This window comes from Candidatus Caldatribacterium sp. (genome assembly GCA_014359405.1).
GTDB lineage: Bacteria > Atribacterota > Atribacteria > Atribacterales > Caldatribacteriaceae > Caldatribacterium > Caldatribacterium oleiphilum.
Map to the genome: position 1 here is coordinate 1 of JACIZN010000053.1, position 12,136 is coordinate 12,136.

Annotated in this window: 15 protein-coding genes; 14 read left to right on the forward strand and 1 reads right to left on the reverse strand. The window is 52.9% G+C overall.

Annotated elements, in window-relative coordinates; genetic code table 11:
* The 11 genes from H5U36_05455 to rpe form a co-directional block, all read left to right on the forward strand.
* The coding region (locus tag H5U36_05455) for a DUF1732 domain-containing protein (GenBank protein MBC7217591.1) at window positions 1-284 on the forward strand (284 nt) is incomplete at its 5' end.
* 2 nt (window positions 285-286) lie between these two features.
* Window positions 287-859 carry a guanylate kinase gene (gene gmk / locus H5U36_05460; protein MBC7217592.1) on the forward strand — a complete coding sequence of 191 codons (573 nt, stop codon included), beginning with the start codon at window positions 287-289 and terminating at the stop codon, window positions 857-859.
* A gap of 6 nt (window positions 860-865) precedes the next feature.
* On the forward strand, window positions 866-1,060 hold the full coding sequence (gene rpoZ / locus H5U36_05465) for a DNA-directed RNA polymerase subunit omega (GenBank protein ID MBC7217593.1): 195 nt from the start codon (window positions 866-868) through the stop codon (window positions 1,058-1,060).
* A complete protein-coding gene (coaBC, locus tag H5U36_05470; GenBank protein MBC7217594.1) occupies window positions 1,057-2,271 on the forward strand; it encodes a bifunctional phosphopantothenoylcysteine decarboxylase/phosphopantothenate--cysteine ligase CoaBC in 1,215 nt (404 codons plus the stop codon). The genes rpoZ and coaBC overlap by 4 nt, the downstream gene beginning before the upstream one ends.
* On the forward strand, window positions 2,268-4,274 hold the full coding sequence (locus tag H5U36_05475; protein ID MBC7217595.1) for a hypothetical protein: 2,007 nt from the start codon (window positions 2,268-2,270) through the stop codon (window positions 4,272-4,274). The genes coaBC and H5U36_05475 overlap by 4 nt, the downstream gene beginning before the upstream one ends.
* A 12-nt stretch (window positions 4,275-4,286) precedes the next feature.
* On the forward strand, window positions 4,287-4,793 hold the full coding sequence (gene def / locus H5U36_05480) for a peptide deformylase (GenBank protein ID MBC7217596.1): 507 nt from the start codon (window positions 4,287-4,289) through the stop codon (window positions 4,791-4,793).
* A 2-nt stretch (window positions 4,794-4,795) separates the two neighbouring features.
* The gene (locus H5U36_05485; GenBank protein MBC7217597.1) at window positions 4,796-5,731 is read left to right on the forward strand and encodes a methionyl-tRNA formyltransferase; all 936 of its coding nucleotides are present in this window, start codon (window positions 4,796-4,798) and stop codon (window positions 5,729-5,731) included.
* Window positions 5,732-5,744: 13 nt separating this feature from the next.
* Window positions 5,745-6,422 carry a zinc metallopeptidase gene (locus H5U36_05490; GenBank protein MBC7217598.1) on the forward strand — a complete coding sequence of 226 codons (678 nt, stop codon included), beginning with the start codon at window positions 5,745-5,747 and terminating at the stop codon, window positions 6,420-6,422.
* 5 nt (window positions 6,423-6,427) lie between these two features.
* A complete protein-coding gene (locus H5U36_05495) occupies window positions 6,428-7,735 on the forward strand; it encodes a hypothetical protein (protein MBC7217599.1) in 1,308 nt (435 codons plus the stop codon).
* Window positions 7,732-8,769, forward strand: a complete 1,038-nt coding sequence (locus H5U36_05500) for a PASTA domain-containing protein (protein ID MBC7217600.1) — start codon at window positions 7,732-7,734, stop codon at window positions 8,767-8,769. Before H5U36_05495 ends, H5U36_05500 begins: the two co-directional genes overlap by 4 nt.
* Window positions 8,770-8,782: 13 nt before the next feature.
* Entirely contained in the window at window positions 8,783-9,445 is a 663-nt protein-coding gene (rpe, locus tag H5U36_05505) for a ribulose-phosphate 3-epimerase (GenBank protein ID MBC7217601.1), read from the forward strand.
* Between the two features lie 26 nt (window positions 9,446-9,471).
* Here rpe and H5U36_05510 read toward each other — a convergent pair whose 3' ends face one another.
* Window positions 9,472-9,657: a 50S ribosomal protein L28 gene (locus tag H5U36_05510; GenBank protein ID MBC7217602.1), complete on the reverse strand. Its 186-nt coding sequence runs from the start codon at window positions 9,655-9,657 to the stop codon at window positions 9,472-9,474.
* Window positions 9,658-9,813: 156 nt separating this feature from the next.
* Here H5U36_05510 and ugpC point away from each other — a divergent pair, with 156 nt between their 5' ends.
* The 3 genes from ugpC to tpiA form a co-directional block, all read left to right on the forward strand.
* A complete protein-coding gene (gene ugpC / locus H5U36_05515; protein MBC7217603.1) occupies window positions 9,814-10,920 on the forward strand; it encodes a sn-glycerol-3-phosphate ABC transporter ATP-binding protein UgpC in 1,107 nt (368 codons plus the stop codon).
* Between the two features lie 107 nt (window positions 10,921-11,027).
* Window positions 11,028-12,020: a type I glyceraldehyde-3-phosphate dehydrogenase gene (gene gap, locus H5U36_05520; GenBank protein MBC7217604.1), complete on the forward strand. Its 993-nt coding sequence runs from the start codon at window positions 11,028-11,030 to the stop codon at window positions 12,018-12,020.
* A 12-nt stretch (window positions 12,021-12,032) separates the two neighbouring features.
* The coding region (gene tpiA / locus H5U36_05525; protein ID MBC7217605.1) for a triose-phosphate isomerase at window positions 12,033-12,136 on the forward strand (104 nt) is incomplete at its 3' end.

A 12,136-nucleotide genomic window follows, 5' to 3' on the forward strand; every position in this document is an offset into this window, starting at 1 on the left:
AGAAGGTGGACGAGGCTCTCCTTCTCCAGGAGGTTCTCTTCTATGTAGACCGCAGTGATATCCATGAAGAAATTGTTCGGCTCAGGGCCCATATTGAACGGGCCCGGAATCTCCTGAGTCAGGATGGGGTTGTGGGTCGAGAGCTCGAATTCCTCCTTCAGGAAATGCACCGGGAAGTGAACACCATCGGGGCCAAATCTCAGGATAAAGAGATTTCTTCTCTTGTTGTGGACATGAAGACCATACTTGAGCGGATGCGAGAACAAGTGCACAATGTAGAGTAGCCATGGCGGGCCTCCTTTTTGTCATTTCTGGACCCTCTGGAGTAGGCAAGAGCACCCTTCGAAAAGAGGTCATGAAGCGCTGCAGCGGGTTGAAGTACTCAATCTCCTGTACGACGCGTCCCCCGCGCCCGGGGGAGGAAAACGGAGTGGACTACTACTTTGTGACCCCTGAGGTTTTCGAGCGAATGAGAGAAGCGGGAGAGTTCATAGAGTGGGCAAAGGTCCACGGAAACTACTACGGCACGCCTCGGCGTCCCATAGAGGAATGGCGAAAGGAAGGCTTTGATGTTATTCTTGAAATTGATGTTCAGGGAGCGCTCCAGGTAAAGAGGAGTTGTCCGGAGGGGATTTTCATTTTCATAGCTCCCCCGTCACTTCGGGTTCTTGAAGAACGACTGCGCAAACGCAACACCGATCCAGAGGACGAGATTCTCCTGCGGATGACCAACGCTAATCTTGAGATGCAGTGCATCAAGGACTACAATTACCTTGTGGTGAACGATGTCTTCGAAGAAGCGGTACAGCGTCTCTGCGCCATTATCATTGCCGAGCGCTGTCGGATCCGAGAGAGGTGAAAGTGCGTGTTCTCTATCGATGACCTCGTAAAGAAAACGGGTAATGCGTATATCCTGTCTCTTGTGGTGGCGCGGCGCGTTCGTCAGCTCAACGAGGGAGCTCATCCCTTGGTTGAACTCAAGGAACCTCACAAGCCTCTTTTCATTGCTCTCCAGGAGGTCCTTGAGGATAAAATTCAGTTTGAGTTTGCCGAGGAATGACGCCCTACCATCCCTCTTCTTTCTTCCAGGGTAAGCGGATTCTTCTTGGGGTTACGGGGGGTATCGCTGCGGTTAAGGTTGTGAGCCTTGCGCGATACCTCACGGATAAAGGGGCTCAGGTCACCACCTGCATGACGCGCCATGCCCTTGAAATAGTGGGACGGGTTTCTTTTGAAGCGGTGACGGGGCAACGGGTGTACACCGATTCTTTTGAGGAGGGCGCCTCCTTAGCCCATATTTCCCTGGCGCGCAGCCACGACCTCATCCTCGTTGCTCCTGCGACGGCAAATATTATAGGGAAGATGGCTCACGGTATCGCCGACGATCTCCTGAGTACCTTGCTCCTTGTGGAGCCAGGGAAAGTCCTCCTTGCGCCAGCCATGAACGTGAGCATGTGGAGGAATCCGGTGGTGCAGGAAAACCTGCAAATTCTCAAGCAACGAGGGGTGCGGGTTATTCCTCCTTCTTCTGGAAAACTGGCCTGCGGGGAGGAAGGGGAAGGGCGTTTGCCGGAGGTTGAGGAAATAGTGGAGGCAGTTTTTCAAGCTCTGCATGTACCTCGCCATCTTGAGGGAAAGAGAATTCTCATTACTGCAGGAGCTACCCGAGAGTGGATAGACCCGGTGCGGTTTTTTTCCAATCCTTCAAGTGGTTTCATGGGATGTGCCCTGGCGAGCGTCTCCCGTGCGTGGGGTGGAGAAGTTAAGCTCATCGCGGGTGCTCTTTCTGTTCGAGTTCCCTTTGGGGTTGAGTGGGAAATTGCAGAAACGGCGCTTTCCATGCGAGAGGCTGTTCTTCGGTCCTTTGAGTGGTGCGATGTCCTGATCATGTGTGCGGCGGTTTCAGACTTTCGCCCTGTTTCCTTTTCTCCGACGAAGATCAAGCGAGGCCGGAGTAATCTCACTCTTTCCCTTGTTCCGAATCCTGATATCCTTGGGGAAATAGGAGAAAGAAAGGGTGAAAAAATTGTGGTGGGTTTCTGTGCTGAAACCGAAAACGTCCTTGAAGAGGCTCGACGAAAGCTCCGCGCAAAAAAGGTGGACGTAATGGTGGCTAACCTTGTGGGGCAAGAGGGAACGGGGTTCGCCGCCTCGACCAATAAGGTATGGATTCTCGACCGGAAGGGGAACGAAGTGGAGCTTCCTCTCCTTCCCAAAACCGACGTGGCTGAGGAAATTGTCGCTCATCTCGTATCCCATTTCCTCTCATGAAGTCTATCGTCCAGGTTGCTCTTCCTCTCCCCCTCTTTCGAACTTTTTCCTACGCGGTTCCTGATTCGCTCTCCCGGGATCTCCAGTTGGGAAGCACCGTTGAGGTGGATTTCCACAACCGGATTATGACCGGCTGGGTGGTGGAATGGGGTGGAGAAGAAGTCGAAGGGCTTAAGGAAATCCGCGCCGTAGAACCTCTTCCCCCTCTCCCCCCTCCTTTCCTTGCCTTTCTTCGAAGGCTTTCCGTGCTCTACCTTGTTCCTCTTGGGGAGATCATTGCTTCTTCTGTACCACCCTCCCGTAAGTCGTACAGGCGTTACCTCTCTCTCCGGGTATTTGAGGGAGAGAATATTTCCACTTTTCGTGAGCAACTGGGTTCTCTTCCACCTGGGGGGATTAATGGTTTCCTCTTCCGGGAACGATGCGGCATTTCCGGGAAGGATTGGGAGAAATTCCTTAAGACCGGGGTCTTGCGGGTGGAGCCCGAAAGGTGGCCTTTTGCAGAGTCCTCTTTATCCTCCTCAAGTTTTTCCTTTTGGGAAATTCCCCGAACGGAGGAACGGGAGATTTTCGCCACAAGGATTCTCAAGAAGGCTCAAGAAGAGGGTAAAAAGGTTCTCTTTCTCTTCCCAGATTTTGAGCGGGAGGATGCCTTTTTGGACTTCCTGAAGACACTTCTTTCCCCTTCATCCATTGTGCGCTACGACAGTCGTTTGGGTACCCGTGAACGACTCGGTGCGTTCTTGCGCGTCGTTGAGGGAGATTTTGAGGTCGTCGTGGGAACTCGGATGGCTGCTTTTTCTTTTCCCCACCGGGACCTCCAGGTTTTTGTTCTCTTTGACCCTGAAGAGAAGGGGTATTTTCCCGATCGAACTCCTCGTTGCAACATTACCGAGGTCCTTGAAGAACGAGTGCGCTTCCTTGGAGGGCACTTGCACATTGTTGGTGCTGTTCCTCCTCTGCGGGTGTACTTTGGGTGGACGAAAAAGGCTGTAGATGTGAGGGGTACGTCCTCTGCGCCCCAAGCTGCGGGGAACATCCGGGGGGTTGTTGCCCGGCGTAAGTGGAGGAAGTACTCCCTTTTCCCTCCCACTCGGTTTTTCATCGCTAAAACGGTGCAGGAAGGTGGAGTCGTCCTTATATGGGTGCAGAAGACGGGTTACGCTACAGCCTTGGGTTGTCAGGAGTGCGGCTTTTACTATACGTGTCCCTCTTGTGGCATTGCCCTTCGGTACCATCGGGATTTTACCCTCCTTGTATGTCCTATCTGCCATTTTCAAAAAGTCCCCGAAAGTGCGTGCCCATCCTGTGGGGGTATACATTGGGAGGAATGGGGACAGGGCATAGAGAAGGTTTTCGAAGAGGTTGAAAGGGCATTCCCGTGGGTGTGGAAGGAGCGGGTCGACCCGGAAAGCGATGAAGAGGGATGGAGAGGGGAAATTAGGGCTCCCTCTATCCTTGTGGGGACGAGTGCTCTCCTGCGGGAGAGCATTCTTGAGCGGGCTTCTCTTTTTGTGGTTCATTCCCTTGACGAGTGGCTGAGCCTTCCTGAAGTAGGAGCTCGGGAGGAGTTCTACCTCCGTTTGCAGAAGATTGTGCGGCTTCTTCCCAGAGAGGCCCAGGTGGTGGTTCAGGGGAGCCAGCGGAGCCTTGCACAGCTTCATGAGTTCCTCAAGCCCTGGTCCTCTTTCTATGCGGCATCGCTTGAAAAACGGAGAATTCTCCTCTATCCTCCTTTTGTGCGCCTTTTCCGAATCATTGTCCGGGCTCGGAATAAAGCAGTGGCGTTACAGGTTCTCAAATCCGTGAAAGATCTCTTCGTGGCTCAGGGGATTCAGGTTCTTGGGCCTTTCTCGAGTGTGCGTCCTCGAAAGGAACGTGCAAGAAGTGCAGAACTCGTCATTCGCTATGCCGATGAGGATGCAGAAAAGGTGTTTGCCATGTGTGCTCAGGCATTTCCCCGCTCGGGGGCAGAATGGTCTTTTGAGCCTGTCTTTCCGTGAGGAGGATGCGTAATGTCGCTTCGAGTTATCGAAAAATACGGAAGTTCTGTGCTTCGGGAAAAAGCTCGTCCGATCACCGATCTTACCCAGGAAATTGTGGATCTTGCCCAGGACATGCGAGAAACGATGCACGCCTTTTCGGGTATAGGTCTTGCGGGAAACCAGGTCGGGGTTCCTCTTCGGATTATCACCGTGCTCCATCCTGAAACGAAAGAGGATTTGGTCATCATCAATCCTGAAATCACCGCCGTGAGTTCGGAAAAAGAACTTGGAGAAGAGGGTTGCCTGAGCATTCCTGAAGTCTACGGAAAGGTTGAGCGGGCGCTTCGGGTTGTCGTTCGGGGGATTAACCTTCAGGGAAAAGAGATAAGGATCGAAGCTGAGGGACTTCTTGCCCGAGTTTTTCAGCATGAAATCGATCATCTCGATGGAATTCTCTTTGTGGACCGTCTCCATCCGGCAAAGAGGCTCCTTCTGAGTAACAAGCTCAAAAAAATTGCTCGTGGGGGGTCTTTGTAAATTTGCGCCTCGTTTTTATGGGAACGCCGCTTTTTGGAGTAAAGGTTCTTACCGAGTTAGCGCAGGATACCCGTTTTGAGATCCTTGGAGTTGTCACCCGCCCGGATCGTCCGACGGGAAGGGGTTTGCGTCCTTCGCCACCTCCAGTAGGAGTGGAAGCCAAACGTCTGGGGCTTCCCGTGTGGCAGCCGGAGCGAGTGAATAGCCCAGACTTTGTGAATCTTCTCCGATCTCTTGAGTGCGATGCCATTGTGGTTGCGGCTTACGGGCAAATTCTCAAAAAGGAAATTCTCTCTCTTCCTCCCCTTGGTTGCCTCAACGTTCATGCCTCTCTTCTCCCTAAGTACCGTGGTCCTGACCCTATTCGCTGGACAATTCTCAACGGTGACGAGGTGACCGGGGTCACCATTATGCTCATGGACGAGGGAGTAGATACCGGGCCAATACTGGCGCAGCAACCTGTTCCTGTGGCACCAGACGACACCTATCTCTCCCTTGTTGAGCGACTCGGCACAACGGGAGGAAAATTGCTCTGTGAGACTCTGCCCGCCTGGAGGAGTGGCAAGGTGATACCTCGACCTCAGGAGGGAGAACCATCGTACGCGCCCTTTGTGGAAAAGGAGAAAGCCCGCATCCTCTGGGAGAGTCCTTCCTGGTACATTGTTCGCCAGGTTCGGGCCTTCTTTCCCTCTCCAGGAGCTTACACCTTCTTCAAGGGGAAACGCCTCAAGGTTCTTGGAGCTTCCTGGGAGAGGGAGGATGGAACTTCTTGTCCTCCCGGGACTATTTACCGTATAGAGAGGGATCGGGGAATTTTGGTGTGCACGGGAGAGGGATTGGTGGTTTTGGAGAGACTCCAGCCGGAAGGGAGACGATCCATGTCGGCGTGGGAGTTTGTTTGTGGATACCGTGTTGCTGAAGGCCAGACTATTGGTTAGGAGGTGAGGTGAAGTGTTCTTTTTCGACCCGACCTTTCTTCTCCTCATCCCTGCGCTTATTCTTGCTCTCTATGCGCACGCAAAGGTGACACAGACATATGCACTCCTTTCGAGGAAGAGGGCTCGCGTGGGTCTTTCCGGGTGGCAAGTTGCGGCAGAGCTTCTTGAACGTCTTGGGCTCCGTGTACGGGTTGAGGAAATTCCTGGGGCCTTGACAGATCACTACGATCCGTCTCGGGAGGCCTTGCGTCTTTCGCAGGCGGTAGCCCGTGGAACCTCCATAGCGGACCTTGCCATTGTGGCTCATGAGGTGGGGCATATTCTCCAAAAACGTGAAGGCTATGCTCCTTTTGCTCTCCGGAGTACTCTCGTTCCTGTAGCAGGGTTTGGGTCACAGCTTGCTCTTCCCCTCTTCTTCTTGGGCTTTCTCTTCGCTTTCCGACCGCTCATGGATATTGGTATTCTCCTTTTCAGTGCTGCGGTGCTCTTTCAGCTTGTGGTCCTTCCTGTGGAATTCAATGCCAGCCGGAGAGCCCTGAACATCTTGGAGCGGTTCGGACTCATCGATAGGGATGAGAAACCCCTGGCTCGGCAAATGCTCCAGGCAGCTGCTTTAACTTACGTTGCAGCAACTGCGATGGCTGCACTGCAACTTGTGCGACTCTTCCTTTTGCGGGAAAGCAGGGAGTAGAAGTATTGGTTGACAGGTATCGCCGCGACGCCCTTTCTCTCCTTGTTCGCCTTGAGGAAGGAAAGATTGTTTTTCTTGACCAGGCGTATACTGCCTGCTCGCGGGAATACACACCTCATGAGCGGGATCTCCTCGTGAGCCTTGTGCGGGGAGTGGTGAAGTTTCGAGAGAAGCTTGATGCCCTTGCGAAGGGTTTTCTTCCCCGCTGGGAAAGGCTTCCTCCCGTGGTCCATAATGTCCTTCGCCTGGGAATATTCCAGCTCCTCTTCCACACTCATGTACCCCCTTTTGCTGCTGTTCATGAGTGGGTTGAAGTGGTGAAAGAAGGAGGATACCCTGCTTTTGCTCCCCTTGTTAACGCGGTTCTCCGTGGTGTAAGCAGGGACCTCGTAAAGTACCGGGGAGAGGCGGGGGAGTGGGGAGTGGATGTGCCTCGGTGGCTTGAGGAAGAATGGAGAGAGGTTCTTGGAAAAGAGGCGGTTTCCACCCTTCTACGTTCTCTGGCTCTTCCGCCCCCTCTTTTTGTCCGAGTCAATACGTTGCGGGTGGGTGAAGAAAAACTGCAGGACCTCCTTGCCCAGCGGGGTATTCCGAGCAGAAAAACTCTTCTTCAGGGGGCTCTCGAGGTTGTTGCAAGTTACTCGGAGCTTCTGCAAACTCCAGAGTACACTCAGGGACTCTTCTACCCCCAGGATCTGGGTTCCCAGATTGTGGGGCACCTCGTTCGCCCGCAACCCGGAGAGTGCGTTGTGGATGCCTGTTGTGGGGTTGGAGGAAAAACCCTCCTCCTTGCTCAACTCATGGAGAACAAAGGACGTATCTTTGCTTGGGATAGGAACAAGAAACGCATCAGGACTCTCGAGAAATTACTCAGGCGAAGTGGTGTCACCATAGTGCAACCGGCAGTTCTCGATTGCCTCAAGCTTCCCGATGCTTTCCTGAATATTGCGGATCGGGTTCTTCTTGACGCTCCTTGCTCAAACCTTGGTACCATCCGCAGGAACCCAGAGGTTCTGCTCCGAGTACAGAAGGAAGATGTAGCACTCTGTGCGGAGAAGCAGCTTGAGCTCCTCTCTTCTCTTCTTCGCGTAGTCAAACCCGGAGGGCTCGTGGTATACTCTGTATGCGCTTTGACCCGGGAAGAGACTGTTGGAGTTGTCGAAGCTTTCGAGAGAAGGAAGGGAGCAGAAATCGAGCGGGTACGATTGGGCAATGGCATTGCCCCTTGGGAGAATGAAGGATTCGTTTTCATCTGGCCCCATGAGTACTTCTGTGATGGGTTCTTTATTGCAGCCTGGAGGAAAGTGAAATGAAGGAAAGGGAGAAAGCGAAGGGATCGCATCTCCTTGAGTTTCTCGGCAGGGTTTTTGGAGCAACGTTTCTCTTTGGGCTTGGTCTTTTTGTGAGCTTTTTCGTGGGATTCCTTTTTTTTGAGAGGTACATTGCTGGGGGCAGTGTACCTGTTCCTGATGTGCGAAACATGCCACTTCTTGAGGCTTTGAACCGTTCAGCCCGTCTTGGCTTTCGGCTTGAGGTGGCACAGGTGGTACAGGATGCGAACGTTCCCTCCCTTGTGGTGCTCGAGCAGGATCCTCCTCCTGGCGTAAGAGCAAAAAGAGGCAGTCGCCTGCAGGTGGTGGTCAATGGTGGCATGTTATCGGGTATGCTCCCTGGTCCTCAAGGAGAAGGACAGGTCATTCTTCCGGATGTTCGGGGTAAAAGCCTTGAAGAGGCGCAGAGCCTTCTTGAGGCTCAAGGTTTGCGGGTTGGAAGGGTGGTCGAGGTGAGCCATGATACTCTTCCCCAGGGGTATGTTATCTCCCAGAACCCTTCGCCCCGGACAAAACTCTCCTTGGGGAGTAGTGTGAACCTTCTCGTTTCGGCGGGAAAGGCAAAAGAGGTCGAGGAAGTCCAAGTCCCTGATGTGGTTGGCCTTCGTCTCGAGGAGGCTCAGGAAGTACTTTCCCAGAGCGGTCTCGTTGTCGAGGCTACAGAAGAGGTTCCCTCGGCAGAACGGCCCTCTGGAATCGTCGTTGGACAGGACCCAGAGGGGGGAGAGTTTTTGCCTCGGGGAAGTGGCGTCCGTCTCCAGGTAGCCCGGGGAAGAGAGCAGCCTCAACCGCAGGTTGAGGGACAGAAAGCCCTCAACCTTCGCTTTGTTCTTCCTTCCTCTCAAAACCCCATCACCGTCCAGGTGGTGGTTCAGGACGAGCTGGGAGAACGAGTTGTGTACGAGCGGGAACACCAGGGTGAAGAACTCGTCGAAGTTTCGGCATCCACCAAGGGGAAGGGGAAAGTCATCATTTTCCTCAATGGGTACTACTACTGGGAAAAGAAGCTCGAGTAGGGGAGGGAGATAGGTGGCAAAGCTTGCTCCTTCGATTCTTTCCTGTGATTTCTCTTGCTTTCGCGAACAGCTCCTTGCGGCCTGGGAGGGTGGCGCAGAGATTATCCATGTGGATGTCATGGACGGACACTTTGTTCCCAACCTCACCTTTGGTCCCCTCATTGTTGAGGCCGTTCGGAAGATACTCCCTGAGGCCTTCATCGATGTGCACCTCATGATGGATAACCCACGGCAATTCGTGCGGGACTTTGCCCAGGCCGGGGCTGATCTCATAAGCTTCCATGTGGAAGCGGTGCCGGATTTTGACGCCGTACTCCAGGATATTGCCAGATTGGGTAAGAAAAGCGGTCTTGCTCTATGTCCTGGGACACCTCTTACCATTCTTGACCATGTCCTTGAAAAAGTAGCCCTTGTGCTCCTTCTCACCGTGAATCCAGGCTTTGGGGGTCAAAAGTTCATCCCCGGAATGGAGGAGAAAATTCGCGCCCTTCGTAAGATGATTCGGGAGAGAGGACTCAAAGTTGACGTGGAGATTGATGGTGGGGTTAAAGAGGAAAACATCGAGTTTCTCGCATCTTGCGGAGCTTCAATTATCGTAGCGGGGTCCCTCGTGTTTACCGCTTCAGACATCCGAGAGACCGTGCGGCGCCTTTCGGCGCGAATTCGGGTGTACTGAGAGCCCGATAGAGAACTCTATCGGGCTCATGCTTTTTGCACCTTTCCCGCCTTGAGGCAGGAAGTGCACACGTAGAGTCGCTGCACCTTTCCTCCCACTATAGCCCGTACCCTCTGGATGTTCGGTCGCCAGAGCCTTCGGCTCACCCGATGGGAGTGGCTAATTTGGTTTCCAAAGGCACTCTTTTTCCCACAAACTTCACACTTAGCCATGTCTATCCCCGCTTTCTCCATTTTGGTTAGAATCGACCACAATATACCAGCTTTCTTGGGCAGTCGCAAGCCCCTTAGGGTTTACAGAGGAACTGGAATCTTTTAAAATGTTTCTGAGTGGTGAACTCTCCATTTTTTCGAAAAGGGGGAACATAGATGGCGAGTGTTACCTTGAAGAACGTTGTGAAGCGGTTTGGAGACGTTATCGCAGTCAATAACGTGAGTCTCGAAATCAAGGATCAGGAATTTGTGGTTCTCGTTGGTCCCTCGGGGTGCGGAAAAACCACAACTCTTCGGATGATCGCGGGACTTGAAGAAGTGGATGAAGGTGAAATCTACATTGACGATGTTCTTGTCAACGATGTGCCACCCAAAGACCGCGACATTGCCATGGTCTTTCAGAACTACGCTCTGTACCCTCACATGAACGTGTACGATAACATGGCCTTTGGGTTGCGTCTCCGGAAATTCCCCAAAGACGAAATTGACCGACGAGTTAAGGAAGCAGCTGAAATTCTTGGTATCCAGGAACTCCTCTACCGGAAGCCGAAGCAACTCTCTGGAGGACAAAGGCAGCGAGTTGCTGTCGGTCGGGCCATCGTCCGTCACCCCAAGGTGTTCCTTTTCGATGAACCCCTTTCGAACCTCGACGCCAAGCTCCGTGTTCAAATGCGGGCTGAACTCGCAAAGCTCCACGACCGCCTGAAAACCACGATGATTTACGTTACCCACGACCAGGTTGAGGCAATGACCCTTGGAGACCGTATCGTTGTCATGCGAGACGGCGTCGTGCAGCAGGTTGGAACTCCTCTTGAGCTCTACAACAAGCCCATCAATAAATTCGTTGCCGGTTTCATCGGTACCCCTTCCATGAACTTCCTCGACGTGACCCTGAAAAAGGAGAACGACACCCTTGTACTCGATGGGGGTTCCTTCAAGATTAAAGTCCCTGCTGAGTACAAAGCCGCCCTTGAGCCTTATGTGAACAAAGAGGTGACCTTCGGTATTCGTCCGCAGGACGTGTACGATCTTGCTGTTTCTAAGGAAATGCTTCGGGACGATGGCAACGTTATTGATGCAGTGGTGGACGTTATCGAACCTCTCGGCTCTGAACAGATTATCTACCTCACCTCGGGTCCGCACACCATCGTTGCCGTCCTCGATATGCAGACGCATACCGAGGTCGGAGCCAGCATGAAGATTGTCGTTGACACCAGCAAGATGCACGTATTCGATATCAACACCGAAAGGGCCATTATATGAAGTGCGCGCAAGAAAAGAGTACCTCCTCGGTACTCTTTTCTTGCGTTTTTTTAGGAGTTTGTGTATCATAAGGTGCTCAAGTCATTCAGGCAAAGGAGGTAGGAGCAATGAAAGTCGCAATTAACGGCTTTGGAAGGATTGGGCGACTGGTGTTTCGAAGAATTCTTGAGGTCGGCGGTGACATAGAGGTCGTGGCGGTCAACGACCTTACAAGCGCCAAGGTTCTTGCCCATCTTTTAAAGTACGATTCTGTCCATGGGAGGATTCCAAACAAGGTTGAGGCAACAGAGGATTCCCTCATCGTCGACGGAAAGAGCATTAAGGTTTTTGCCCAGAAAGACCCTGCTCAGCTTCCCTGGAAGGACTTGGGAGTGGAACTCGTTATCGAATCGACTGGAAAGTTTACCGATCGTCAGGGAGCCTCTCTGCATCTCCAAGCAGGAGCTCAAAAGGTTTTGATCACCGCTCCTGCCAAGAACCCCGATGTGACCATCGTTATGGGCGTAAACCACACTATGTACGATAAAGCGAATCACCATATTGTGTCAAATGCTTCTTGCACGACAAACTGTCTTGCTCCGATTGTCAAGGTTTTGCACGAGAACTTTAAGATCCAGCGAGGTTTTATGACCACTGTCCATGCGTACACGAACGACCAGGTTATTCTCGACTTTCCCCACAAGGATCTCCGGAGAGCCCGGGCTGCAGCCATGTCCATGATCCCTACGACGACCGGTGCTGCTGTAGCCATGGGTGAGGTTATTCCTGATCTCAAGGGGAAACTCGACGGCATGGCCATTCGCGTACCCACTCCCGATGTCTCCATTGTGGACTTTGTGGCAGTGGTCGAGAAAGAGCCAACCAAAGAAGAAGTGAACGAGGCCTTAAAGAAAGCCGCCGAGGGAGAGCTCAAGGGCATTCTTGCCTACTGTGAAGAGCCTCTTGTGTCGATGGACTTCCTCCATACCACGGAATCTTCGATTGTTGATGCTCTCTCCACCAAGGTCATCGGCAATATGGTGAAGGTTCTTGCCTGGTACGATAACGAGTGGGGGTACTCTTGCCGTGTAGTTGACCTTGCTCAGTACATGATGAGGTAAAGGGGTCCTTGCATGGGTCGTCTCCTCATTGCTGCTGGGAACTGGAAAATGCACAAGACTGCGGAGGAGGCCTCGGCGTACGCCGAGGCCTTCCTTCCGCGGATGCGGATGTACCG